This window comes from Streptomyces sp. NBC_01197 (genome assembly GCF_036010505.1).
Lineage (GTDB): Bacteria > Actinomycetota > Actinomycetes > Streptomycetales > Streptomycetaceae > Streptomyces.
In genome coordinates, this window is sequence record NZ_CP108569.1 from 3380167 (window position 1) to 3404902 (window position 24736).

Below are 24736 nucleotides of genomic sequence, written 5' to 3' on the forward strand. Positions count from 1 at the left end.
TTCGCGATGGGAATCACCGTGCGGGGATCCGGGAAATTAAGTGGATCTTGCTCGAAAACTGTGGACAACTCACCGGTTGTGAATATCTCCCCCACTCTTTTCGGTGACTTCCGGAGAGGAGTGCAACGACTACAGAGCGTCACGCGTATTCAGTGTTGAGGACCCTCGCAGCCGACCGGAGGAGAGTGCCGCAGATGACTGAAGAGCCGCTGCTGACGCGGAGGGGACACCCGAAAACGTGTCCGGACATGCGACGACCCCAGCCGGGGGGGAGAGCTGGGGTCGTCCCCACGTCCGACTCGGGGGGGGGAGGAGCCGGACGGGGATAACACGGTCGCGAACGATCCGTGACTTCCATGGTGTACCCGAGAGCCTTCTCAGGCAAACCCACGCGCCGCCGCGTAAGCCGAATGGCGGGCACCTATGCTCAGAGCTGTGGAAAACCACTCGTCGCCCCGTACCGCCGCCTTCTTTGACCTCGACAAGACGGTCATCGCCAAGTCGTCGACACTGACCTTCAGCAAGTCCTTCTATCAAGGCGGCCTGATCAACCGCAGGGCTGTACTGCGTACGGCGTACGCTCAGTTCGTATTCCTGGCAGGTGGCGCGGACCACGACCAGATGGAGCGGATGCGCGAGTATCTCTCCGCCCTCTGCAAGGGCTGGAACGTCCGACAGGTCAAGCAGATCGTCGCCGAGACCCTGCACGATCTGATCGACCCGATCATTTACGACGAGGCCGCTTCTCTCATCGAGGAGCACCACACCGCCGGGCGCGATGTGGTGATCGTCTCCACCTCGGGCGCCGAGGTGGTCGAGCCGATCGGTGAGCTTCTCGGCGCCGACCGGGTCGTCGCCACCCGCATGGTGGTGGGCGCCGACGGGTGCTTCACCGGCGAGGTGGAGTACTACGCCTACGGCCCCACCAAGGCCGAAGCCGTAAAGGAACTCGCCGCCTCCGAGGGATACGACCTGGCGCGCTGCTACGCGTACAGCGACTCGGTGACCGACGTGCCCATGCTGGAGTCGGTCGGCCACCCCCACGCGGTCAACCCCGACCGGGCGCTGCGCCGCGAAGCAGGCGCCCGCGAGTGGCCGATTCTCGTCTTCAACCGGCCGGTGCGACTGAAGCAGCGGCTGCCCGCCCTGCGGATGCCGCCGCGGCCCGCACTGGTCGCCGCAGCAGCGGTCGGCGCCGCGGCAGCCACGGCCGGTCTCGTCTGGTACGTGAACAGGGGCGGCCGGAGCAGTGTCCGGCGCGGACCCTTTGCCCGAGTTTGAGCCCAAAAGTAAAGAAGTGGAGCAGAGGGTTCCCCTCGCCCCGCGAAGAGGAGTACAAAGGAGTCGACGGCCCGCGAGACCAAGGACATCCGAGAGGAAGACCTGAAAGCGCAGAAGGCCCCACGGACCGAGCGCGAAAACTGAGTACCCACGCGACGTCGACCCGTCGATTACGGGCCAGCCGCACCAGGTGACGGGCGAAGCTCCCGGCCTGATGGGCAAATATTCGAGGACGCTTGGTAACCCGGTGGACGTGCCAGCGGCGGCACCTTTCGGTGCCGCCGCATTTTCGTGGAACGAGTCAGGACCGTCAGCAGTCGGCCGGTCCCAGCCCGACCCGGCCGGCCAGACCTCGGCCCGGACCCTGCCGCGGATGACCAGACAAAATGGTCCTGCTACGCCGCCCCGCGCTGTAGCGCCTCACATACGGCTGTCGACTCCCGGACGCCCAGCTCGACCGCGCGACCGCAGTGCACGATCCACGCCGCCATACCCTCCGGGGTCCCCGACGCATAGCCGTCCAGCGCCGCCACGTACGCCGCGCGCCCCAGCTCCGCGTGACCGACCTCCGCCGGGCAGATGGACTTGGGGTCGAGACCGCTGTTGATCAGCACGACGCGCTCGGCAGCCCGCGCGACCAGGCCGTTGTACGAAGTGAAGGGACGCAGCGCGAGCAGCTCGCCGTGCACCACGGCCGCCGTCACCAGCGCCGGAGCCGCACTCCCCGCGATGACCAGCTGCGAAAGGCCCTCAAGCCGGGCGGACACCTCATCGGCCCCCGGCAGTGGGAGCTCGATCAGCGGCTCGTCGGCCTTCTCTCCCGCCAGCCGCGGACGGCCGACCGTGTCACCGGAGTCCGCAGCCGCCACCAGATGCAGCCGGGCCAGCACACGCAGCGGTGACTGCCGCCAGATCGACAGCAGTTGACCCGCCTCAGCGGACAGCCGGAGGGCGGCGCCGACAGTGAGGGCCTCCGGGTCGCCGCCGAAGTCGGTCCGCCGGCGCACCTCCTCCAGCGCCCAGTCCGCACCCGACAGGGCAGCCGACCCGCGCGAGGCACGCAGCGCGGCTTCGCCCGTGATCTCAGTGCTGCGACGTCTCATGACACGGTGCCCGTAGACCCGGTCGACGGCTTTGCGTACGGAGTCGACAGCGGCGCCGACACCCGGCAGCTGGCCCAGTGCGGCGAGAGGATCTGAGTGATCTGGAGGAGTCACCGGGGCTCCGGCGGCCGCCTTCCGGGAGAACGCAGTCATAGGAAGCGAGGCTACGCGTCCATAGCAGCCGCCCCACCTTGGAGTGGTCTTCTTCACTCACCGCGCCCACGCACCGCATTCGCACCGCTACCCTTTGTGAACATGAAGATCGCTTTCGTAGGGAAGGGCGGCAGCGGCAAGACCACGCTGTCCTCTCTCTTCATCCGCCACCTGACCGCCAACGAGGCACCCGTCCTCGCTGTGGACGCCGACATCAACCAGCACCTCGGTGCCGCGCTCGGTCTCGACGACACGGAGTCCGCCGCGCTGCCCGCGATGGGCGCGCACCTTCCGCTGATCAAGGAGTATCTGCGCGGCTCCAACCCCCGGATCGCCTCCGCCGAGACGATGATCAAGACGACTCCGCCGGGCGCCGGCTCACGGCTGCTCCGGATCCGCGAGGACAATCCGGTGTACGACGCGTGCGCCCGGCCCGTCGCACTGGACGATGGCGAAATCAGGCTGATGGCGACGGGGCCGTTCACCGAGTCGGATCTCGGCGTCGCCTGCTACCACTCCAAGGTCGGCGCAGTCGAGCTCTGCCTGAATCATCTGGTCGACGAGCCCGAGGAGTTCGTCGTCGTCGACATGACAGCCGGCTCGGACTCCTTCGCCTCCGGTATGTTCACCCGCTTCGACATGACATTCGTGGTGGCCGAGCCGACTCGCAAGGGAGTCTCCGTCTACCGCCAGTACAAGGACTACGCACGGGACTTCGGCGTCGCACTGAAGGTCGTCGGCAACAAGGTGCGCGACGCGGACGATCTGGAGTTCCTGCGTGCCGAGACTGGCGACGATCTGCTCGTCACCGTCGGAAACTCCGACTGGGTCCGCGCGATGGAGAAGGGCCGCCCGCCGCGCTTCGACATGCTGGAAGCGGAAAACCGGCTGGCACTACAGACCCTTCAGAACGCCGCGGAGGACAGCTACGCACACCGCGACTGGGAGCGCTACACCCGTCAGATGGTGCACTTCCATCTGAAGAACGCCGAGAGCTGGGGGAACGAGAGGACGGGCACCGATCTGGCATCCCAGGTCGACCCCGCCTTCATCCTCAGCGAGCAGCACGCCGAGGTCAGCGCCGCTTCCTGAAACTCCCGGGGATAGCTCCCACCGCGGATGAACCGGAGACGACCGGACGGACCAGGGAGGGGTCGGGGCGGGCGAACAGCTCGGCCCGATCCCTCCCTGACCCATGCCCGGCGCCTTCCCGGCGCCTCGTGGGTTCGGGCTTGTTCGCTCTGACACTCCGGCAGTTCTCCGAACTGACGTACGGCCAAGCTGCCACATCACCGGATCGAGTGAATCAATCGACCATTTGCACCGAATGTCCGTTCGTGGCCTTTACTCTGAATTACGATCTATTTACCGAGAGTTGGTAATCCCACCGCTGCACACCGCACACCGTGACCCACGGCCGCATCCCCCTTGTCCCGTGACCACGCCACCCCGGAGGAGACGGGAACCATGCCTGCCTGCGTCCCCACCCGTACTGAGATCCCTTCCGACTCCTCATCCACTCGCACTCGCGTCCGCCCATCGCACGGGCCATCCCCGAGTGGAGACGGCGCCCGCTTCCGGATCTCGGGTGCCGATCTGTCCGCCTCGATCACCGTCTTCCTGATCGCGGTGCCCATGTCCCTGGGGCTCGCCGTCGCCATTGGCGCCCCCCTCGAAGCCGGACTGCTCGCAGCAGCCGTCGGCGGCATCGTCGCCGGAGTGCTCGGGGGCTCCGCGCTCCAGGTCAGCGGCCCCTCAGCCGGGCTGACCGTAGTGACGGCCGGGCTCATCCAGGACTACGGCTGGCGCACGACCTGCGCCATCACCGTCGGCGCGGGCCTGCTCCAGCTGATCCTGGGCTCGCTGCGCACCGCCCGCAGCGCACTCGCCGTCTCCCCCGCCATCGTGCACGGCACTCTCGCCGGCATCGGTGTAGCCATCGCGCTCGCCCAACTCCATATTGTGCTCGGCGGCACTCCCCAGAGCTCGGCCGTCGCCAATGCCCTTGCCCTGCCCGGGCAATTCGCCCGCGTCGCACCGGCCGCACCGCTGATCGGCCTGCTCACCATCGCCGTGCTGGTGCTGTGGCCGCGGATCCCCGGTCGTACGGGACACGCGCTGCGCAGAATCCCCGCCGCCCTTGCCTCGGTCGCGGCGGCCACCGCGCTGGCTGCCGTCGCCGCCCCCGGGATCGCGCGCGTCGATCTTCCGTCCTGGGGGGCACACGCCCTGCCCGAACCGCCGCACGGTCCGGTGCTCGGTCTGCTCGGCGCCGTGTTCACCGTGATGCTGGTTGCGAGTCTCGAGTCGCTGCTTTCGGCGGTGGCCGTGGACAAACTGGCCGCTGACCGCCCCGGGGCCACCGTCAGACGTGCCGACCTCGACCGTGAACTGCGCGGTCAGGGCATCGCCAACACCGTGTCCGGGCTGCTCGGTGGCCTGCCGGTTTCCGGCGGAGCGGTGCGCGGCACCGCGAATGTCCGGGCGGGAGCCACTGGCCGCGCCTCCACCGTGCTGCACGGCGTGTGGATACTGCTCGCCGCAGGACTGCTGGTCGGTGTCCTGGAGTGGATGCCGCTGGCCGCGCTGGCCGCTCTCGTGATGGTGGTCGGCCTCAAGATGGTGAGTTACGCGCACATCCGCAACGTCCACCGGCACCGGGAGTTCCTGGCGTACGGGGCCACGGTCGCCGGTGTCGTGGGCTTTGGTGTACTTGAGGGGGTCACGGTCGGAATCGCCGTCGCGGTCGGAGTGGCCCTGCACCGGCTGGCCAGGACCCGGATTACTCTCCACGAGGACAGTGGTACCCACCGGCTGCGGGCACGAGGGCAGTTGACATTTCTGGCCGTGCCCCGCCTGAGCCGGACACTCGGGCAGATCCCGTCCGGGGCGAACGCGGTGGTGGAGCTGGACGGCTCATTCATGGACCACGCGGCTTACGAGACGCTCCAGCACTGGCAGGAAGCGCATGTCGTCCAGGGCGGCACGGTCGACGTCACAGGCCGGGCAGGCGGCCGGATCGTCGAGCCCGCATCCACAGCCCCCACCTGCTGCCGCCCCTGGACACCCTGGCGCAACCACCACTGTGACGACCGCGCGCTCAGCTCGGCGGGCACCGGCGGCCCAGCCCCCGTGACCGGCTCGCCCGGCCACGGCCCCGGCCCCGTGGCCATCCTTCCCGGTACAATGTCCTGCTCGGCGGCGCCGCGTACCGCAGTACATCCAGCCAGCACGCCGGAGAAGACGACGCCCCACGCCAGCACCGCCCGCGCTCATGAACTCCACTTCCCCGCAGTCCGTTACGGTTCATCCGCCGCCGCGCCCGATGTCTCCGCCACGCCGGTCCCGCCGGCCGCGCCCGCTGTATCTGCCGCGTCCGCCGTGTCCCAGCGCCCGGGGAGCCGTCAACTGGCCAGAGGCCTGAGCTCGTTCCAGCGTGACACCGCTCCCCTGGTGCGGGACGAACTGGCACGTCTCGCCCGCGAGGGCCAGCAGCCTTCGCAGCTCTTTCTCACCTGCGCCGATTCCCGGCTGGTGACCAGCATGATCACGTCGAGCGGACCCGGGGATCTGTTCACGGTACGGAACGTGGGCAATTTCGTACCACTGCCCGGCGCGGAGGCCGCCGACGACTCGGTGGCGGCTGCGATCGAGTACGCGGTCGAGATCCTGAGGGTCGAGTCGATCACCGTCTGCGGGCACTCCGGCTGCGGGGCCATGACCGCTCTCCTGAACGATGCGAACGACGCAGGCAATACGGGCGTCACAGACCCTGCACGCATCACAGACGCCACAGCCGCCACAGACACGGCAGATGTCACAGACATCACAGCCGCCACAGATAACGCACCAGATGTCGGCGCCACCGCGGCGAGCACGCCCCTGCGGCGTTGGTTGCGGCATGGGCAGCCCAGCCTGGACCGGATACTGAGCCGCCATCACCCCTGGGCGCGGATCTCCGGGAGGATGCCGGCCGACGCGGTGGAGCAGCTCTGCCTGACCAACGTGATCCAGCAACTGGAGCATTTGAGGGCTCATGAATCGGTGGCGCGCCGGCTCGCGGAAGGCACGCTGGAGCTGCACGGCATGTACTTCCACGTCGGCGAGGCTCAGGCGTATCTGCTCACCGACTCGCATGAGCTGGACGGCGTCTTCGCCCCGGTGGGTCCCGCCTGACGGGTTTCTGTGTGTGATGGGCCACTGGTTCTCCTCCCAATCCATGCGGCCCACAGACACGCGTAATCCCCGCATCCGGGGAAGTGGGCGCCGCGGTCAGGCTCCTCGGGCGTCTCGTCCGTCCCGGCGAGCCGGGCGGTCACGGCCAGTTGATCCCGCGACGAGGCGTCAGCCTTTCAACGCCACCGGATGCAAGACCCGGGGGCGCTGCATGTTGTCGTGGTTGGCTGTGGGCTGCATAGGATCGATGGGGGTTGACCCGTTCCGGGGGGCGCCGGGACAATCGAATCTGCGAATTGGTCTACACCACGGATGGGTGTCTCATGGCGGATAACGAACGCTCCTCGCTCTCCAACCTGCTCAAGGAGGAGCGACGCTTCGCGCCGCCCACCGAGCTGGCCGCGAACGCCAACGTCACAGCGGCGGCGTACGAACAGGCGGCAGCGGACCGGCTGGGATTCTGGGCCGAGCAGGCCCGGCGGCTGACCTGGGCCACCGAGCCCACCGAGACCCTCGACTGGTCGAATCCGCCGTTCGCGAAGTGGTTCGCCGACGGTGAACTCAACGTCGCGTACAACTGCGTGGACCGGCACGTCGAGGCCGGCAACGGCGACCGCGTCGCCATCCACTTCGAAGGTGAGCCCGGCGACAGCCGGTCGATCACCTACGCGCAGCTCAAGGACGAGGTGTCGCAGGCCGCGAACGCCCTCGCCGAGCTGGGTGTCGTGAAGGGCGACCGGGTCGCCGTCTACCTGCCGATGGTCGCCGAAGCGGTGGTGGCGATGCTCGCCTGCGCCCGGGTCGGTGCCGCGCACTCGGTGGTGTTCGGCGGCTTCTCCGCGGACGCCGTCGCCTCCCGTATCCAGGACGCCGACGCCAAGCTCGTCATCACCGCAGACGGCGGTTACCGGCGCGGCAAGCCGTCCGCGCTCAAGCCCGCGATCGACGAGGCCGTGGCGAAGTGCCCGCAGGTCGAGCACGTGCTCGTCGTGCGGCGTACGGGCCAGGACACTGCGTGGACCGAGGGCCGGGACCTCTGGTGGGACGAGTTCGTGGGGCGCCAGTCCACCGAGCACACCCCCGAGCCGTTCGACGCCGAGCACCCGCTGTTCATCCTCTACACCTCGGGCACGACGGGTAAGCCGAAGGGCATCCTGCACACGTCCGGCGGCTATCTCACCCAGGCGGCGTACACCCACCACGCGGTCTTCGACCTGAAGCCGGAGACGGACGTCTACTGGTGCACGGCCGACATCGGCTGGGTGACCGGCCACTCGTACATCGTGTACGGGCCGCTGGCCAACGGCGCGACCCAGGTGATCTACGAGGGCACCCCGGACACCCCGCACCAGGGCCGGTTCTGGGAGATCGTCCAGAAGTACGGCGTCTCGATCCTCTACACGGCGCCGACCGCGATCCGTACGTTCATGAAGTGGGGGGACGACATCCCCGCCAAGTTCGACCTGTCGTCGCTGCGGGTCCTCGGGTCGGTCGGTGAGCCGATCAACCCCGAGGCCTGGATGTGGTACCGGAAGAACATCGGCGCCGACAAGTGCCCGATCGTGGACACCTGGTGGCAGACCGAGACCGGCGCGATGATGATCTCGCCACTGCCCGGAGTGACGGCGACCAAGCCGGGGTCCGCGCAGCGCGCGCTGCCGGGCATCTCCGCGACGGTCGTCGACGACGAGGCGCGCGAGGTGCCGGACGGAGGCGGCGGCTATCTGGTCATCACCGAGCCGTGGCCCTCGATGCTCCGCACCGTCTGGGGCGACGACCAGCGCTTCATCGACACGTACTGGTCACGTTTTGAGGGCAAGTACTTCGCGGGTGACGGTGCGAAGAAGGACACGGACGGCGATCTCTGGCTGCTCGGCCGGGTCGACGACGTGATGCTGGTGTCCGGGCACAACATCTCGACCACCGAGGTCGAGTCGGCCCTCGTCTCGCACCCGGCCGTCGCCGAGGCGGCGGTCGTGGGCGCTGCCGACGAGACGACGGGTCAGTCGATCGTCGCCTTCGTGATCCTGCGGGGCACGGTGGAGGAGTCGGCGGACCTCTCGACGGAGCTGCGCAACCACGTGGGCGCGGTGCTCGGGCCGATCGCCAAGCCGAAGCGGGTCCTGCCGGTGGCCGAGCTGCCCAAGACCCGGTCCGGGAAGATCATGCGGCGTCTGCTGCGTGACATCGCGGAGGACCGCGAGCTGGGTGACGTCTCCACGCTCACCGACGCCTCGGTGATGGGTCTGATCCAGACGAAGCTGCCGAGCGCCTCCAGCGAGGACTGACTGGGCCCGGGTTCGGAGTTCAACTCAACGGATACGGCCCGGGAGCAGGACAGCAGCACAGCAGCAGGACCCGCGTGGTGCGGGGCGGCGGAACGCCGGACGGGCTTGATATGCCTGTCCGGCGTTCTGTCCGTAAGGTGGCGGAGAGACGATCACCGGTGCGCCCTGCCAACCCGCTGAGCCGCGCCGCAGCTGGAAACAGGCCCGCCTCCGGGCCCGCCCCGCCTCGGATAACGTAGAGGCATACGAAGTAGGTAAACGGGTGCGCCGGGAAGTCTGGTCGGCATGTGTTCTGTGCTGTCCATCTGACCGGAGGTCCCCCGCGTGGCCGCGCCCACCCCTAAGCCCCAGCCCCAGCCCGAGTCGCAGCCTCAGCACGAGTCGCAGGAGCCCGCCGAGTCGCAGCGCTCGTGGCCCACGTCGTTCCTGGGGCGGCTTCCGCTCCCCGAACGGACCTATCTCACTGACGCGCTGCGCGCCGAGACGGTCGGGGGCCTGCTCCTCCTCGTCGCCGCCATTGCCGCACTCGTCTGGGCGAACACCCCGATGAGCAGCAGTTACGACACTGTGAGCCACTTCCATCTGGGGCCCGGCGCCGTCGGTCTGCATCTCTCGGTCCAGCACTGGGCGGCCGACGGGCTGATCGCGGTTTTCTTCTTCGTCGCCGGGATCGAGCTGAAACGCGAGATGGTCGCGGGCGAGCTGCGCGATCCGAAGGCCGCCGCCCTGCCGGTCATCGCGGCGGTGTGCGGGATGGCGGTACCGGCCCTGGTGTACACGCTGGTCAACGTCGTCGGCGGCGGTTCGCTGGGCGGCTGGGCGGTACCGACCGCCACCGACATCGCCTTCGCGCTCGCCGTCCTCGCGGTCATCGGGACCTCGCTCCCCTCCGCTCTGCGCGCCTTCCTGCTCACACTGGCCGTCGTCGACGACCTCTTCGCGATCCTGATCATCGCGGTGTTCTTCACCAGCGACATCAACCTCGCGGCGCTCGGCGGCGCGGTGGCCGGCCTGGCCGTCTTCTGGCTGCTGCTGCGCTTCGACGTACACGGCTGGTACATCTACGTCCCGCTCGGTCTGGTCATCTGGGGGCTGATGTACAACAGCGGCGTACACGCCACCATCGCCGGTGTCGCCATGGGTCTGATGCTCCGTTGCACCCGCCGCGAGGGTGAGCGGCACTCTCCTGGAGAGCACATCGAGCACTTGGTGCGGCCGTTCTCGGCGGGCCTCGCCGTACCGCTGTTCGCGCTGTTCTCCGCCGGGGTCTCGGTGTCCGGCGGGGCGATCGCCGACGTGTTCAGCAGGCCGGAGACGCTGGGGGTTGTCCTGGGTCTGGTGGTCGGCAAGGCGATCGGCATCTTCGGCGGTACGCGGCTGACCGCCCGCTTCACCAAGGCCGAGCTGAACAAGGACCTGGCCTGGGCCGATGTGTTCGCGGTGGCCTGCCTCGCCGGGATCGGCTTCACCGTCTCGCTCCTCATCGGGGAGCTGGCATTCGGCGGGGACCCGACGACGACCGCCGAGATCAAGGCATCGGTGCTGCTGGGCTCGGTGATCGCCGCCGCGCTCTCGTCCGTACTGCTCAGACTGCGCGACCGCCGGTACCGGGCCCTGTGCGAGGAGGAGGAGCGCGACGAGGACCACGACGGGATCCCCGACATCTACGAGGAGGACGAACCCGCGCATCATCTGCGCATGGCTGAGATTCTTGAGGGGAAGGCGGCCGAGCACCGCCGTCTCGCCGAACGGGCGGGGGCAGCAAGCAAGGACGAGGACGGTCCGGCATGATCTGAAGTCAGATCGTTCCGGACAGACCGTTCGTGACGACGCCCACCGCGACGCCCACGAGGGATGTCCACGAGAGATGTCCACGACGGATGCCCACGACGTTGACATGACGATGACCATGACGATGCCCGCGCGGATGACCGCTCGTACAGGCGAACGCTCGCGCAAGAGAAGAGGGATTCAGCGATGAGCCACCCCAGCAGCCCGGCCGGCACCGCCGACCGCAGTCTCGGTCAGCTGGTCGCCTCGGCGACCGCCGAGATGTCCGCACTGGTGCACGACGAAATCGCCCTGGCCAAGGCCGAGCTCCGCCAGGACGTCAAGCGGGGCGCCGTCGGCAGCGCCGCGTTCTCGGCGGCCGGGATCGTGCTCCTCTTCTCCCTGCCGATGCTGAGCTTCGCTCTCGCCTACGGCATCCGGACCTGGAGCCACTGGAACCTGGCAATCTGCTTCGTGTTGTCCTTCGCTGCGAATGTGCTGGTGGCCGGGGCCCTCGCGCTGATCGGGATGGTCTTCTTCAAGAAGGCCAAGAAGGGCAAGGGCCCGCAGAAGGTCGTCGCGTCCGCCAAGGAGACGGCGGCTGTCATCCAGGGCGTCAGGCCGCACCCCCGCCCGTCCCTCGGCAAGGCGGCCGTGCTGGTGCCCGCGGATGCCGCCGTCACGGTCAACGGCGAGCCGCCGGCTGTGGGACGCTCGTCGGCATGACCGCTTCTGCCGAAATGGGCTCCGCTGTACGGATCGACGGGCCCTGGACCCACCGCGACGTCGCCGCCAACGGCGCGCGTTTCCACATCGCGGAGGCCGGTGACGGACCACTGGTGCTGCTGTTGCACGGCTTTCCGCAGTTCTGGTGGACCTGGCGTCATCAGCTGACCGCGCTCGCCGACGCCGGGTTCCGGGCTGTCGCGATGGATCTGCGTGGCGTGGGTGGCAGCGACCGGACGCCCAGGGGGTACGACCCCGCCAACCTGGCCCTCGACGTCACCGGAGTGATCCGCTCCCTCGGGGAGCCCGACGCCGCGCTCGTCGGACACGATCTGGGCGGATATCTGGCGTGGACGGCGGCCGTGATGCGGCCCAAGCTGGTGCGCAGGCTCGCCGTGTCCTCGATGCCGCACCCGCGCCGCTGGCGCTCGGCGATGCTCTCCGACTTCTCGCAGTCCCGTGCCGGTTCGTACGTCTGGGGCTTCCAGCGGCCGTGGCTGCCGGAGCGGCAGCTCGTCGCCGACGACGCGGCGCTGGTCGGTGAGCTGGTACGCGACTGGTCCGGGCCCGTCCGGCCGGATGACGACGCCGTGGAGATGTACCGGCGTGCGATGTCGATCCCGTCCACGGCTCACTGCTCCGTCGAGCCGTACCGCTGGATGGTGCGGTCACTGGCGCGGCCCGACGGCATTCAGTTCAATCGTCGGATGAAGCGTCCGGTGCGGGTGCCGACGCTGCATCTGCACGGGTCACTCGACCCGGTGATGCGTACCCGCAGCGCGGCGGGGTCGGGGCAGTACGTCGAAGCCCCGTACCGCTGGCGGCTGTTCGACGGGCTGGGGCACTTCCCCCAGGAGGAGGACCCGGAGGCGTTCTCGGCGGAGCTCATCAACTGGCTGAAGGACCCCGAGCCCGACCGCTGACCGCCGGGGCCTCAACGGCTGTCAGGGGGCGTGCTGCCAAGAAGGGCGCGTACTGCCAAGAGGCGTTCCGGCGCGGTTCACTGGGCCGGCCGCGCATGTCCCGCGACCGGACGGGAACGCTTGTCCTACGAACAGCCAAATGCCTGACGCATAGGCCAATTGGCCCCGTGGGACGCGATTACCGACCATGAGGCACGGGCAAACACGGTGGTATGGGCTGGACGCACGACTACGGTGACGCAGCACGCAACCGCCGCTCGGCCACGGGCCTGAGCACGTACGAGAGGGGCGGATCACACGACCGGGAGGACGACGATCCACGTCTCGGTATTCCGCGTATCATCCGCCGCCGGGCCCGCTGGGTATCGGCGCGGTTACGCCACTCCAGGCCGTGAGAAGTCAGGCCGTGAGAAGTCCCGGAGCAGGCATGGAGAAAGCACTGTCGCTCAGCTCTTCGTGAGGTAGCGGAGGCCCGGATGCACCTCCCGGTAGCCGTCGAGCAGCCTTCCCGCCACATTCACGGAGTCGACCAGCGGATGCAGGGCGAATGCCCGCACCGCGGCCCGCGCCGATCCGCTCTCCGCCGCCTCCAGTACGGAGCGCTCCACCGCCTTCACCGCTGACACAAGGGCAGCCTCATGGCCCGTCAGCTGCGAAACCGGCAGCGGGCGCGGTCCGTTGGCGTCGACCCGGCACGGGACTTCGATGACGGCGGCCTCGTCGAGCACGGCGAGGGTACGACCGTCGGCGGAGGCGTTCCCATGGAGGGCGCTCCCATCGGGGGCGTCGCCATCGGGTGCGCTGCTGTCAAGTGCAGTGCCGCCGAGTGCGACGCTGCCGCCAACTGCGTTGCCATTGGGGACGTTGAGGATCAGTGTGGCGCTCTCGTCACGCGCGATGGCCCGCATCAGGGCCAGTGCGACGTTCTCGTACCCGCCCGACTCCAGGTCGTCGGCTTCCCGTTCGCCCGCCCCCGCGGCCTCGCGGTTCTCCGCCATGTACGTCGCCTCGCGCTCGGCACGCGTGCGGTCCCAGGCCGCGAGCGCGGGCGTCGAGGGGTGCGCCATCTCGTCGTAGAACCGCGCCTGCTGGTCGTGCAGGAAGGCACCGCGTGTCTGCCCCGCCTGCTGGTAGGCGGCGACCGTCTCGCGGTTGAAGTAGTAGTAGTGCAGATACTCGTTGGGGACCGAGCGGATCGAACGCAGCCACTCCGCCCCGAAGAGCCTGCCCTCCTCGAAGGAGGTCAGCAGCCGCTCGTCGTCGAACAGCCGGGGCAGCACGTCCTGTTCGTCGACGTACAGACCGCGCAGCCAGCCCAGGTGGTTCAGCCCCACGTAGTCGAGCCGCGCCGACCCGGGGTCCGCGCCGAGGGCCCGGGCGACCCTGCGGCCGAGACCGACCGGCGAGTCGCAGATCCCGACGACCCGGCGGCCGAGGTGGGCAGTCATCGCCTCGGTGACGAGACCCGCCGGGTTGGTGAAGTTGATGACCCAGGCGTCCGGGGCGAGCCGGGCGACCCTGCGGGCGATGTCGACGGCCACCGGGACCGTACGGAGTCCGTACGCGATACCGCCCGCGCCCACGGTCTCCTGGCCGAGGACGCCCTCAGCCAGCGCCACCCGCTCGTCGGCCGCGCGGCCCGCGAGCCCGCCGACCCGGATCGCGGAGAAGACGAAGTCGGCGCCGCGGATGGCGTCGTCGAGGTCAGTGGTGGTACGGACCTCGGGCGCATCCGGTACGTCCGCCGCCTGGTCGGCGAGGACACGTGCCACGGCCGCCAGCCTGGCGGCGTCGAGGTCGTGGAGCGTGAGGTGGGTGACGCGTCCCGCCGCGTGGTCGCGCAGCAGCGCCCCGTACACCAGTGGCACCCGGAATCCACCGCCGCCGAGAATCGTGAGCCTCACCGTGCGCCTCCCGCCGTCCTCACCGTGTACGCCTTTCCCGCTGTGTACGTCGCTGTGTGCGGCTCTGGGTACGGCCATGGGTACGGCGGCCCTGGGTACGGCGCCGTACCCAGCCGGCCACATGACCGGCCCGTGTCCTGGTCCGTGTCCAGCCCCGCATCCGGCCCCCCGGCTCTCGTCACAACGCGCACCCCTGGGTGTCCACCTGCTGGCTCGCGGTGCGGCCCTTGGCGATGTCCTGGCGGATCTCGTCGGCCGAGAGCGCGTACCCGGTCTTGCTGTCGTCGAGCGATTTGGCGAAGACCACCCCGTACACCTTGCCGTTGGGGGTCAGCAGGGGGCCGCCGGAGTTGCCCTGGCGGACGGTCGTGTAGAGGGAGTAGACGTCGCGGGTGACCGTCCCGCGGTGGTAGATGTCCGGGCCGCTGGCGTTGATGCGGGCGCGGACGCGGGCGGAGCGGACGTCGTACCCGCCGTTCTCGGGGAAGCCGGCGACGATCGCGCTGTCGTTGCTGTGGGCGCCATGGTGGGTGTCGGTGAACTTCAGCGCGGGCGCGTGCAAGGCAGGCACGTCCAGGACGGCGATGTCGCGCGACCAGTCGTAGAGCACGACCTTCGCGTCGTACAGCTTGCCCTCGCCGCCGATCTGCACGGTCGGTTCGCTGACGCCGCCGACGACGTGGGCGTTGGTCATCACCCTGTGGTCACCGAAGACGAAACCGGAACCCTCCAGGACCTTGCTGCACCCGGTCGCCGTGCCCACGACCTTGACGATGGACTTCCTGACGCTCGTCACGACGGGACTGCTGGCCAGCGCCGGGTCGGGCGCCTTGACGTTGTTGATCGGTTCATTGGCGAACGGGCTGAAGACCTGGGGGAAGCCGTTCTGCGCGAGGACGGATGTGAAGTCCGTGAACCAGGTGCCGGCCTGGGACGGCACCACGCGGGAGACCCCGATGAGCACCTTGGAGGTGCGGACCTCCTTGCCGAGGGTGGGCAGCGTCGTACCGGCCAGTGCGGATCCGATCAGCCAGGCGACCAGCAGCATGGCCACCACGTTCACCAGGGCGCCGCCGGTGGCATCGAGGGCGCGCGCGGGTGACCAGGTGATGAAGCGGCGCAGTTTGTTGCCCAGGTGAGTGGTGAGGGCCTGGCCTACCGAGGCGCACACGATCACGATGATGACCGCCACGACTGTGGCCGTCGTGGAGACTTCGGACTTCTCCGTGAGCTCGTCCCAGATGATGGGCAGTACGTAGACGGCGACGATGCCGCCCCCGAGGAAGCCGATCACCGACAGGATGCCGACGACGAAACCCTGGCGGTAGCCGATGACCGCGAACCACACAGCGGCCAGCAGCAGCAGGATGTCCAGCACGTTCACCGTCGGGAGCCTCGCTTTTCGTCGCCGGGCACGGTCCGCCGGCCAGTGGTGCGGCCCGTCGGGGAGCCGCATTGGTTCGCGGCGTCGCCCGAGTGGCCCAGTACGTCGGCCACCCTGTCATGCGCGCCAGTCGAGCGGGACCTGTCTGGAGCGGTCCCATGGGCGTTCCCAGCCCGCGAAGTGCAGAATCCGGTCGATCACTCCGGCCGTGAAACCCCAGACCAGGGCGGATTCGACCAGAAAAGCGGGGCCCTGGTGACCGCGCGGGTGGACAGTCGTCACCCGGTTGGCGGGATCCGTGAGATCCGCCACGGGAACCGTGAAGACCCGGGCCGTCTCACCGCTGTCCACGGCCCGTACGGGAGTGGGCTCGCGCCACCAGCCGAGCACCGGCGTCACGACGAAGCCGCTCACCGGGATGTAGAGCCGGGGCAGCACACCGAAGAGCTGCACGCCCGAGGGTTCGAGGCCGGTCTCCTCCTGGGCCTCCCGCAGCGCCGCCCGCAGCGGACCGGTGGTCTGCGGATCTCCGTCACCGGGGTCGAGGGAGCCGCCGGGGAAGGAGGGCTGTCCCGCGTGGGAGCGCAGGCTGGAGGCCCGCTCCATCAGCAGCAGCTCGGGCCCGGCCGGGCCCTCGCCGAAGAGGATCAGCACGGCGGACTGCCGTCCGCTGCCGCTCTCTGGCGGCAGGAACCGGCTGAGCTGCTCGGGGCGCACCGTATCGGCCGCGCGCGCCACGGGCGCCAGCCATCCGGGCAGCCCGGACTGCGTCACGGTGACCGGACTCTCCTGAGTCCGGTCCGTGTGTGTCTCTCCAGCGCGCGTCATCGGCACCCCCGCCCCTTCCAACGCCTGCGGCCGGCCTGATCGTTCCGCACCAACGGGTGGTTCCGCACTTCGGGTGCTGTCCCGCACGCGGACGGCGGGGTGGTCCTGGCCCTGCGGGCCGGTACGGGCTCGGCCCTGCGGGCCGGTGCGGGCCGCCGTCACCCGGCCGCCAACGGCGGGGCCGGCTGCCCGGGATAGTCCGCCGGGGGCTTCAGCCGCTGGCCGGGCTGCCCGCCCTTCTCGTACTTCAGCAGCTTCCGCGCCTTCTCCGGGTCCGTCTCGCCCTCACCGTACGAAGGACAGAGCGGGGCGATCGGGCAGGCGCCGCAGGCCGGTTTACGGGCGTGGCAGATCCGGCGGCCGTGGAAGACAACCCGGTGCGAGAGCATCGTCCAGTCGCTCTTGGGGAAGAGCGCGCAGATCTCCGCCTCGACCTTCTCCGGGTCCTGCTGCTCGGTCCACTTCCAGCGGCGCACCAGCCGCCCGAAATGGGTGTCCACGGTAATTCCAGGGACTCCGAAAGCATTACCAAGTACGACATTTGCCGTTTTCCGCCCGACTCCGGGCAGCGACACCAGGTCATCGAGCCGGCCCGGCACCTCGCCCCCGAAGTTGTCCCTGATGGCGGTGGACAGCCCCAGGACCGACCGCGCCTTCGCCCGGAAGAACCCGGTCGGCCGCAGGATCTGCTCAAGCTCCTCGGGGTCCGCCGCCGCCATGTCCTCCGGCGTCGGGAACTTCGCGAAGAGCGCGGGCGTCGTCTGGTTGACCCGGAGGTCGGTGGTCTGGGCGGAGAGGACCGTCGCGATCAGCAGCTCGAAGGGGTTCTCGAAGTCGAGCTCGGGATGGGCGTACGGGTAGACCTCGGCCAGCTCACTGTTGATCCGGCGCGCCCGGCGGACCAGGGCGGCGTGGGACTCGGACCTGGGAATCCTGACAGCCTCCGGCGCGGGCCCGGCCTTCTTGGCGGCCGCGGCCTTGGCCTTCTTGGCGGGCGCAGCTTTCTTCACCGCCGCAGCCTTCTTGGCGGGCGCAGCCTTCTTCGCTGGCGCAGCCTCGGGCGCAGGCTTCGTCACGGCCGCAGCCTTCTTGGCGGGCGCAGGCTTCTTCACCGCCGCGGCCTTCGTCACCGCCGACGTCTTTTTCACTGGCGCCGTCCTTTTCGCTGGCGCAGCCTTCTTCGCGGCCGTTCTCGCAACCTGCTTCGCGGCTTCCTCCGCCGGTCCAGCCGCCTCTGCCATCTCGGCCCCCTTCACCGGTTCACCGGTTTCGTCACGTTTGCGGCCTTTTTCGCCCGGCTGGGCGACTGTTCGCCCACAGCAGAATTACGGCTCGGCGACACCCGTTCAGCCCCCTGCCCCTCTGCTCTCACCGGCGTTTTGGACACCCGGCCAGCCTAGAGCCAGGCACCGACATCCGCCCCGGTCACAGCCAATTCCCAACCCAATCGGCCCCCTCCCGCACAAGGCGCAGCGCCGGTGCGTCAAACTTGTGACTGATCACACTGATTGACCCGTCCGGCATGATGGGAACCAGCCGGTTCCCTGAGCAGGTCGACAAGGAGAGAACTCGTGGACGACGTTCTGCGGCGCGCCCCGCTCTTCGCGGCGCTCGATGATGAGCAGGCCGCTGAGCTGCGCGCCTCGATGAGTGAGGTGACGCTCGCCCGTGGCGACGCCCTCTTCCACGAGGGCGACCCCGGCGACCGCCTCTATGTGGTCACCGAGGGCAAGGTGAAGCTGCACCGCACTTCCCCCGACGGCCGCGAGAACATGCTGGCGGTCCTCGGCCCCGGCGAGCTGATCGGCGAGCTGTCCCTCTTCGACCCGGGCCCGCGTACCGCCACGGCGTCGGCGCTGACCGAGGTCAAGCTGCTCGGCCTGGGCCACGGCGACCTCCAGCCCTGGCTGAATGTCCGCCCCGAGGTGGCCACCGCGCTGCTGCGCGCGGTCGCCCGCCGCCTGCGCAAGACCAACGACCAGATGTCCGACCTGGTCTTCTCGGACGTCCCCGGCCGGGTCGCCCGCGCGCTCCTCGACCTCTCGCGCCGCTTCGGTGTGCAGTCGGAGGAGGGCATCCACGTGGTCCACGACCTCACCCAGGAAGAGCTGGCCCAGCTGGTCGGCGCCTCCCGTGAGACGGTCAACAAGGCCCTCGCGGACTTCGCGGGCCGCGGCTGGCTGCGGCTGGAGGCCCGTGCGGTGATCCTGCTGGACGTGGAACGCCTCGCGAAGCGGTCCCGCTAGCCGGGCGCCCGTTCCTGCCTGCCTGTACGTACGTGAAGGGGCGCCCCACCGCGAGTGGGGCGTCCCTTCACGTACGTCAGCCGGCCTCGGACCACCCGCTCAGATCAGCCCGTGCTCCCGCAGATACTCCAGCTGCGCCCGCACCGACAGCTCGGCCGCGGGCCAGAGCGACCGGTCAACGTCCGCGTACACCTGCGCGACGACCTCCGAAGCCGTCGTGAAGCCGTTCTCGGCGGCCGTCTCCACCTGGGCGAGCCGGTGGGCGCGGTGCGCGAGGTAGAAGTCGACGGCCCCCTGCGCGTCCTCCAGTACCGGCCCGTGCCCCGGAAGCACCGTCCGCACCCCGTCGTCCACCGTCAGCGAGCGCAGCCGCCGCAGCGAGTCCAGGTAGTCGCCGAGCCTGCCGTCCGGATGCGCGACCACCGTCGTGCCGCGGCCCAGAACCGTGTCGCCCGTCAGCACCGCCCGGTCGGCCGGCAGATGGAAGCAGAGCGAGTCCGCGGTATGGCCCGGCGCCGGTACGACCCGCAGCTCCAGGCCGCCGGTGGTGATGACGTCCCCCGCGCCGAGTCCCTCGTCACCGAGGCGCAGCGCGGGGTCCAGTGCCCGTACGGACGTACGCGTCAGCTCGGCGAACCGCGCAGCGCCCTCCGCGTGGTCCGGGTGGCCGTGCGTCAGGAGCGTCAGCGCGACGCGCTTGCCCGCGCCCGCCGCCGTCGCGACGACGGCCTTCAGATGGCTTTCGTCGAGCGGTCCCGGGTCGATGACGACGGCCAGGTCGGAGTCGGGCTCGGCGATGATCCAGGTGTTGGTGCCGTCGAGCGTCATCGCGGAGGCGTTCGGCGCCAGGACATTGACCGCCCGTGCGGTGGCGGGCCCGGACAGGACCCCGCCCCTGGGCTGACCGGGGAGGGCTGCGGCATCACTCACGCGGGGTCTCCTGTCGTCCGGGCCGTCACTGGGGCCGCCACTCCGGCCATCACTCGGATCTTCGCTCCGGCTGTCGTTCCGGCCATCACTCGGATCTTCGCTCCGGCTGTCGTTCCGGCCGTCGCCCGGGCTGTCATTTCGGGGGCCAGGCCGGTCATTCCGGCGTCCCGGTCGCCGGAAGCCGCCGGGTGAACTCATCATGACCCGGCCAGCTCAGCACCAGCTCACCGGCCTCCAGCCGGGCCCGCGCCAGCACCGGGGTGAGCTCCCGCGCGGCCGCGCCCGCCAGGGTGTCGGCCACCGTCGCGTACGGCTGGAGCGAGCGGAGCGTCGAGATCGTCGGGGGCATCATCAGCAGCTCCCCCTTGTCGTACCCGGTGGCCGCCTCCTCGGGCCGTACCCAGACCGTGTGGTCCGCCTCGGTCGAGGCGTTGCGGGTCCGCTGACCGTCGGGCAGCGCGGCCACGAAGAACCAGGTGTCATACCGCTTCGGTTCGAACTCCGGGGTGATCCAGCGGGCCCACGCGCCCAGCAGGTCGGAGCGGAGGACGAGCCCCCGCCGGTCCAGGAAGTCGGCGAAGGAGAGATCGCGGCCGACGAGCGCGGCGCGGTCCGCCTCCCAGTCGTCGCCCGAGAGGTCACCGACGACGGTGGACGCGGTCTCACCCGCGAGCAGTACCCCTGCCTCCTCGTACGTCTCCCGGACCGCGGCGCAGACGATGGCCTGGGCGGATGTCGCGTCGACGCCGAGCCGCGCGGCCCATACGTCGCGCGGCGGACCCGCCCAGCCGACCGGACGGTCGTCGTCGCGAGGGTCGACACCGCCACCCGGATACGCGTACGCGCCTCCGGCGAAGGCCATGGAGGCGCGTCTGCGCAGCATGTGGACGGTGGGACCGGCCGCGGTGTCGCGCAGCAGCATGACGGTCGCGGCTCTGCGCGGAGCGACGGCGGTGAGCTCGCCGGCCGCCAGGGCGCGGATACGGTCGGGCCATTCCGGCGGGTACCACTGACCTTGGGACATGGCCGGAGGCTAACCGCTCTCGCGCCGATGTTCGAGGGGGTGGGCGGGTTCGCCCGCAAGCCCGCCCGCACGCCCCTAAGCCCACAAGCCCGCGCGTCCACAAGCCCCGAGCCGAACCGTCAGACCGTCAGCCGCCGCTCACCCCGTCGGGCCTCAGCCCCTCAAGCCTTCAGCTCGACCTGGATCTCCACCTCGACCGGTGCGTCCAGCGGCAGCACCGCGACGCCCACCGCGCTGCGCGCATGGACACCGCGGTCGCCCAGGACCGCGCCCAGCAGCTCGCTGGCACCGTTGAGCACGCCCGGCTGACCGGTGAAGTCCGGGGCCGACGCCACGAATCCCACGACCTTCACGACCCGCTCGATACGGTCCAGATCACCGGCGACCGACTTCACGGCCGCCAGCGCGTTCAGCGCGCACGTACGAGCCAGATCCCTCGCGTCCTCGGCGGTGACCTCCGCGCCGACCTTCCCGACCAGCGGAAGCTTGCCCTCCACCATCGGCAGCTGGCCCGCCGTGTACACGTACACACCGGACTGCACGGCCGGCTGGTACGCGGCCAGCGGCGGTACCACATCCGGAAGCGTCAGCCCCAGCTCGGTCAGGCGGGCTTCGACGGCCCCGCTCATGCGGACTTCTCCCGCTTGAGGTACGCCACGAGCTGCTCGGGGTTGTTCGGTCCGGGCACGACCTGGACGAGCTCCCAGCCGTCCTCGCCCCAGGTGTCCAGAATCTGCTTCGTCGCGTGCACCAGCAGCGGCACAGTCGCGTATTCCCATTTGGCCATACGGCGACTGTAGCCGCTGTCACCGACAGCCTCGGGCGTACCACCGTGCCCGACTGGTTAGGCTCGAATACGTGAGCAGGCTTCAGGTCGTGAGTGGCAAGGGCGGGACCGGAAAGACCACGGTCGCCGCCGCGCTGGCGCTTGCCCTCGCGACGGAGGGCAAGCGCACTCTGCTCGTCGAGGTGGAGGGCCGGCAGGGCATCGCCCAGCTCTTCGAGACGGAGGCGTTCCCGTACGAGGAACGGAAGATCGCCGTGGCACCCGGTGGCGGGGAGGTGTACGCCCTCGCGATCGACGCCGAACGCGCCCTGCTCGACTACCTCCAGATGTTCTACAAGCTGGGCAGCGCGGGCCGGGCCCTGAAGAAACTCGGCGCGATCGACTTCGCCACGACCATCGCGCCCGGCGTCCGGGACGTGCTCCTCACCGGCAAGGCGTGCGAGGCCGTACGCCGCAAGAACAAGCAGGGGCGTTTCGCCTACGACCACATCATCATGGACGCGCCGCCGACGGGCCGCATCACCCGCTTCCTCAACGTCAACGACGAGGTGGCCGGTCTCGCGAAGATCGGGCCCATACACAACCAGGCCCAGGCCGTGATGCGCGTCCTCAAGTCACCGGAGACGGCAGTGCACTTGGTGACGCTGCTCGAAGAGATGCCGGTGCAGGAGACCGTGGACGGCATCGCCGAACTGCGCGCGGCCGACCTCCCGGTGGGCAACGTCATCGTGAACATGGTCCGCCCCACGCTCCTGGACGAGCAGACCGTACGGACCGTGTCGGGCGACCGCCGCAAGGAGGTGGCCAAGGCGCTGACCCGCGCGGGCGTCAGCGGCGCGGCGAAGCTGGTGACCCCGCTGCTCGCCGAGGCCGTCGACCACGCGGAACGGGTGGAGCTGGAGCGCGAACAGCGTGCCGTACTGGCGGGCCTGGAGCTGCCCGCCTACGAACTCCCGCTGCTCGGCGACGGAATGGACCTGGCCGGGCTCTATCAGCTGGCGACGGAACTGCGGAGGCACACCACCTCATGACCCTGGACAGCGTTCCCCTGCTCGACATCGATCCGCTGCTGGACGACCCCGCCACCCGCATCATCGTGTGCTGCGGCTCAGGCGGCGTGGGCAAGACCACGACCGCGGCCGCGCTGGGCGTACGGGCGGCCGAGCGAGGCCGCCGGGCTGTGGTGCTGACCATCGATCCGGCGCGCAGGCTCGCCCAGTCCATGGGCATCGACTCGCTCGACAACATCCCGCGCCGGGTGGCGGGCATCAAGGCCACCGGCGACGGTGAACTGCACGCCATGATGCTGGACATGAAGCGGACCTTCGACGAGATCGTCGAGGCGCACGCGGACCGCGAGCGGGCCAGCGCCATCCTCAACAACCCCTTCTACCAGTCGCTCTCCGCGGGCTTCGCCGGTACGCAGGAGTACATGGCGATGGAGAAGCTGGGCCAGCTGCGGGCCCGCGACGAGTGGGACCTGATCGTCGTGGACACCCCTCCGTCGCGGTCGGCGCTCGACTTCCTGGACGCGCCGAAGCGGCTCGGGTCGTTCCTCGACGGCAAGTTCATCCGGCTGCTGATGGCCCCGGCGAAGGTCGGCGGCCGGGCCGGGATGAAGTTCCTCAACGTCGGGATGTCGATGATGACCGGCACCCTCGGCAAGGTGCTCGGAGGTCAGTTCCTGCGCGATGTGCAGACCTTCGTCACGGCGATGGACACCATGTTCGGCGGCTTCCGCACCCGCGCCGACGCCACGTACCGGCTGCTCCAGGCGCCCGGCACCGCATTCCTCGTGGTCGCGGCGCCTGAGCGGGATGCGCTGCGGGAGGCCGCGTACTTCGTGGAGCGGCTGGCCGCGGACGGGATGCCGCTGGCCGGTCTCGTACTCAACAGGGTGCACGGCAGCGGGGCCGCGCGGCTCACGGCGGAGCGGGCGCTGGCCGCCGCGGAAAATCTTGACGACAGCGGCATTGTGGATCAGGAGGCCGGGAATGAAGCAGTTCGTGACTCCACGGGCCCCTCCCCCGAGCCCGGAACCGCGGAGCACCCGGAGCTTCCTGAAACCTCTGAGACATTCACGGCGACATTTACGGCGGCCTCCACAGCGCCATCCGCAGAGACATCCCTGGAACCATCGACCGAGGCGCCCCACGAGCCTGCTGAGACATCCGCGGAGGCCGACACACCAGAAGCCACGTCCGAGCCGGCGGAACCCATGCCGGAGCCGACGGTCGATGCGCTGACCGTCGGCCTGCTCCGACTGCACGCCGAACGCATGCAGGTGCTCGCCCGTGAGCGGCGCACCCGCGACCGTTTCACGGCGCTCCACCCCGAGGTGGCCGTGGCCGAGGTGGCCGCGCTGCCCGGCGACGTCCATGACCTGGCAGGGCTCCGGGCCATCGGTGATCGCCTCGCGACCGGTCGTACTCCGGCCTGAGTCCACCACCCTGCGAGTCCACCCTGGGTGTCCACCCTGGGAGTCCGCCCTGCACACCCGGGGCACTCGGCGTCTCACGACGCGCTGCACCCACAGGCATTTGTCCCACGGGCATCCGCCCACAGGGGCCCGCCCACGGGGTCCTATCCCACAGCGGCGTACGTCTCCTCGAACGCTTCGTCGTCCACGACGATCGCGGGCAGGATGCCCGTGCTGCGCTCGTACTCGGTGCGCGCGGTCTCCAGCAATCGACGCCACGAGGTGACGGTGGGGCGCCGACGCAACAGTGCGCGCCGCTCCCGCTCGGTCATGCCACCCCACACGCCGAATTCGACGCGGTTGTCGAGCGCGTCGGCCAGGCACTCCGTACGCACCGGGCATCCGGTGCACACCGCCTTGGCCCTGTTCTGCGCTGCCCCTTGTACAAACAGTTCGTCCGGATCCGTAGTGCGGCAGGCTGCCTGCGCACTCCAGTCAGTTACCCAGCCCATCCCGGCGCCGTCCTCTCCCGAATTCGAGGCTCCCCCACGGCGGCAGCGGCATATTCACCGCTGCCAGTTGAGGACGTTACGGAAGGTGGGCACAGCGCAACACCCCCTTCGGGCCCAATCTTGAATGGCCCGAACGGACTATGCGTACGCGGCAGATCACCCAACGGAGTGAGCGGGGGACATTCCCGACGAGCCCGGCAAACCAGGACCGTTCATGCAGGCCACATCGGACACCGGGTTACACATGGGGCATATTCCGACGCGCCTTCGCCCTATTCGGGA

At 69.6% G+C, this 24736-nt stretch carries 21 protein-coding genes; 11 read left to right on the top strand and 10 right to left on the bottom strand.

The window, feature by feature from the left end; translation table 11 throughout:
* The first annotated feature begins 423 nt into the window (after positions 1-423).
* Positions 424-1281 (top strand): HAD family hydrolase, encoded by an 858-nt coding sequence (locus OG452_RS15365; RefSeq protein WP_327296161.1) that lies wholly within the window; start codon positions 424-426, stop codon positions 1279-1281.
* Between the two features lie 395 nt (positions 1282-1676).
* Here OG452_RS15365 and OG452_RS15370 read toward each other — a convergent pair whose 3' ends face one another.
* The gene (locus OG452_RS15370) at positions 1677-2537 is read right to left on the bottom strand and encodes an oxidoreductase (RefSeq protein WP_327296162.1); all 861 of its coding nucleotides are present in this window, start codon (positions 2535-2537) and stop codon (positions 1677-1679) included.
* A gap of 102 nt (positions 2538-2639) precedes the next feature.
* Here OG452_RS15370 and OG452_RS15375 point away from each other — a divergent pair, with 102 nt between their 5' ends.
* The 7 genes from OG452_RS15375 (at position 2640) to OG452_RS15405 (ending at position 12815) form a co-directional block, all read left to right on the top strand.
* On the top strand, positions 2640-3629 hold the full coding sequence (locus tag OG452_RS15375) for an ATP-binding protein (RefSeq protein WP_327296163.1): 990 nt from the start codon (positions 2640-2642) through the stop codon (positions 3627-3629).
* A 375-nt stretch (positions 3630-4004) separates the two neighbouring features.
* A complete protein-coding gene (locus tag OG452_RS15380) occupies positions 4005-6713 on the top strand; it encodes a bifunctional SulP family inorganic anion transporter/carbonic anhydrase (RefSeq protein ID WP_327296164.1) in 2709 nt (902 codons plus the stop codon).
* A 323-nt stretch (positions 6714-7036) separates the two neighbouring features.
* Positions 7037-9001, top strand: a complete 1965-nt coding sequence (acs, locus tag OG452_RS15385; protein WP_327296165.1) for an acetate--CoA ligase — start codon at positions 7037-7039, stop codon at positions 8999-9001.
* Between the two features lie 324 nt (positions 9002-9325).
* Positions 9326-10792, top strand: a complete 1467-nt coding sequence (nhaA, locus tag OG452_RS15390) for a Na+/H+ antiporter NhaA (RefSeq protein ID WP_442810019.1) — start codon at positions 9326-9328, stop codon at positions 10790-10792.
* 186 nt (positions 10793-10978) lie between these two features.
* Positions 10979-11497, top strand: coding sequence for a phage holin family protein (locus OG452_RS15395; protein WP_327296166.1), 519 nt, complete (start codon positions 10979-10981; stop codon positions 11495-11497).
* Positions 11494-12420, top strand: a complete 927-nt coding sequence (locus OG452_RS15400) for an alpha/beta fold hydrolase (RefSeq protein WP_327296167.1) — start codon at positions 11494-11496, stop codon at positions 12418-12420. Before OG452_RS15395 ends, OG452_RS15400 begins: the two co-directional genes overlap by 4 nt.
* 212 nt (positions 12421-12632) lie before the next feature.
* Complete coding sequence (locus OG452_RS15405) at positions 12633-12815, top strand: hypothetical protein (RefSeq protein ID WP_327296168.1); 183 nt, start codon at positions 12633-12635, stop codon at positions 12813-12815.
* Between the two features lie 51 nt (positions 12816-12866).
* Here the strand turns inward: OG452_RS15405 and OG452_RS15410 are convergent, their stop codons facing one another.
* The 4 genes from OG452_RS15410 to nth all read right to left on the bottom strand — a co-directional run bounded on the left by OG452_RS15410 (position 12867) and on the right by nth (position 17777).
* Positions 12867-14324, bottom strand: a complete 1458-nt coding sequence (locus OG452_RS15410) for a 6-phospho-beta-glucosidase (protein WP_327296169.1) — start codon at positions 14322-14324, stop codon at positions 12867-12869.
* A gap of 178 nt (positions 14325-14502) precedes the next feature.
* The gene (locus OG452_RS15415; protein WP_327296170.1) at positions 14503-15708 is read right to left on the bottom strand and encodes a MarP family serine protease; all 1206 of its coding nucleotides are present in this window, start codon (positions 15706-15708) and stop codon (positions 14503-14505) included.
* A 117-nt stretch (positions 15709-15825) separates the two neighbouring features.
* Complete coding sequence (locus OG452_RS15420; RefSeq protein WP_327296171.1) at positions 15826-16536, bottom strand: NUDIX hydrolase; 711 nt, start codon at positions 16534-16536, stop codon at positions 15826-15828.
* 158 nt (positions 16537-16694) lie between these two features.
* Complete coding sequence (gene nth, locus OG452_RS15425; RefSeq protein WP_327296172.1) at positions 16695-17777, bottom strand: endonuclease III; 1083 nt, start codon at positions 17775-17777, stop codon at positions 16695-16697.
* 330 nt (positions 17778-18107) lie between these two features.
* Between nth and OG452_RS15430 the strand changes: the two genes are divergently transcribed.
* Positions 18108-18782 carry a Crp/Fnr family transcriptional regulator gene (locus OG452_RS15430; protein WP_164258843.1) on the top strand — a complete coding sequence of 225 codons (675 nt, stop codon included), beginning with the start codon at positions 18108-18110 and terminating at the stop codon, positions 18780-18782.
* A 99-nt stretch (positions 18783-18881) separates the two neighbouring features.
* Here OG452_RS15430 and OG452_RS15435 read toward each other — a convergent pair whose 3' ends face one another.
* The 4 genes from OG452_RS15435 to OG452_RS15450 form a co-directional block, all read right to left on the bottom strand.
* A complete protein-coding gene (locus OG452_RS15435) occupies positions 18882-19712 on the bottom strand; it encodes an MBL fold metallo-hydrolase (RefSeq protein ID WP_327296173.1) in 831 nt (276 codons plus the stop codon).
* 154 nt (positions 19713-19866) lie between these two features.
* Positions 19867-20736 carry an NUDIX hydrolase gene (locus OG452_RS15440; protein ID WP_327296174.1) on the bottom strand — a complete coding sequence of 290 codons (870 nt, stop codon included), beginning with the start codon at positions 20734-20736 and terminating at the stop codon, positions 19867-19869.
* A 161-nt stretch (positions 20737-20897) separates the two neighbouring features.
* The gene (locus OG452_RS15445; RefSeq protein WP_327296175.1) at positions 20898-21365 is read right to left on the bottom strand and encodes a RidA family protein; all 468 of its coding nucleotides are present in this window, start codon (positions 21363-21365) and stop codon (positions 20898-20900) included.
* Positions 21362-21523 carry a DUF4177 domain-containing protein gene (locus OG452_RS15450; protein ID WP_164258849.1) on the bottom strand — a complete coding sequence of 54 codons (162 nt, stop codon included), beginning with the start codon at positions 21521-21523 and terminating at the stop codon, positions 21362-21364. The genes OG452_RS15445 and OG452_RS15450 overlap by 4 nt, the downstream gene beginning before the upstream one ends.
* Positions 21524-21594: 71 nt before the next feature.
* Here OG452_RS15450 and OG452_RS15455 point away from each other — a divergent pair, with 71 nt between their 5' ends.
* Both OG452_RS15455 and OG452_RS15460 read left to right on the top strand, forming a co-directional pair.
* Complete coding sequence (locus tag OG452_RS15455; protein WP_327296176.1) at positions 21595-22554, top strand: ArsA family ATPase; 960 nt, start codon at positions 21595-21597, stop codon at positions 22552-22554.
* Entirely contained in the window at positions 22551-23963 is a 1413-nt protein-coding gene (locus OG452_RS15460) for an ArsA-related P-loop ATPase (protein ID WP_327296177.1), read from the top strand. Before OG452_RS15455 ends, OG452_RS15460 begins: the two co-directional genes overlap by 4 nt.
* Before the next feature lie 143 nt (positions 23964-24106).
* Here OG452_RS15460 and OG452_RS15465 read toward each other — a convergent pair whose 3' ends face one another.
* Entirely contained in the window at positions 24107-24454 is a 348-nt protein-coding gene (locus OG452_RS15465; RefSeq protein ID WP_327296178.1) for a WhiB family transcriptional regulator, read from the bottom strand.
* Positions 24455-24736: the final 282 nt, after the last annotated feature.

Excerpts from the sequence above, each read along its gene's own strand:
- OG452_RS15365 (WP_327296161.1), top strand. The coding sequence starts at position 424 with ATGCTCAGAGCTGTGGAAAACCACTCGTCGCCCCGTACCGCCGCCTTC.
- OG452_RS15370 (WP_327296162.1), bottom strand. The coding sequence starts at position 2,537 with ATGACTGCGTTCTCCCGGAAGGCGGCCGCCGGAGCCCCGGTGACTCCT.
- OG452_RS15375 (WP_327296163.1), top strand. The coding sequence starts at position 2,640 with ATGAAGATCGCTTTCGTAGGGAAGGGCGGCAGCGGCAAGACCACGCTG.
- OG452_RS15380 (WP_327296164.1), top strand. The coding sequence starts at position 4,005 with ATGCCTGCCTGCGTCCCCACCCGTACTGAGATCCCTTCCGACTCCTCA.
- acs (WP_327296165.1), top strand. The coding sequence starts at position 7,037 with ATGGCGGATAACGAACGCTCCTCGCTCTCCAACCTGCTCAAGGAGGAG.
- OG452_RS15395 (WP_327296166.1), top strand. The coding sequence starts at position 10,979 with ATGAGCCACCCCAGCAGCCCGGCCGGCACCGCCGACCGCAGTCTCGGT.
- OG452_RS15400 (WP_327296167.1), top strand. The coding sequence starts at position 11,494 with ATGACCGCTTCTGCCGAAATGGGCTCCGCTGTACGGATCGACGGGCCC.
- OG452_RS15405 (WP_327296168.1), top strand. The coding sequence starts at position 12,633 with ATGGGCTGGACGCACGACTACGGTGACGCAGCACGCAACCGCCGCTCG.
- OG452_RS15420 (WP_327296171.1), bottom strand. The coding sequence starts at position 16,536 with ATGACGCGCGCTGGAGAGACACACACGGACCGGACTCAGGAGAGTCCG.
- nth (WP_327296172.1), bottom strand. The coding sequence starts at position 17,777 with ATGGCAGAGGCGGCTGGACCGGCGGAGGAAGCCGCGAAGCAGGTTGCG.
- OG452_RS15440 (WP_327296174.1), bottom strand. The coding sequence starts at position 20,736 with ATGTCCCAAGGTCAGTGGTACCCGCCGGAATGGCCCGACCGTATCCGC.
- OG452_RS15445 (WP_327296175.1), bottom strand. The coding sequence starts at position 21,365 with ATGAGCGGGGCCGTCGAAGCCCGCCTGACCGAGCTGGGGCTGACGCTT.
- OG452_RS15450 (WP_164258849.1), bottom strand. The coding sequence starts at position 21,523 with ATGGCCAAATGGGAATACGCGACTGTGCCGCTGCTGGTGCACGCGACG.
- OG452_RS15460 (WP_327296177.1), top strand. The coding sequence starts at position 22,551 with ATGACCCTGGACAGCGTTCCCCTGCTCGACATCGATCCGCTGCTGGAC.
- OG452_RS15465 (WP_327296178.1), bottom strand. The coding sequence starts at position 24,454 with ATGGGCTGGGTAACTGACTGGAGTGCGCAGGCAGCCTGCCGCACTACG.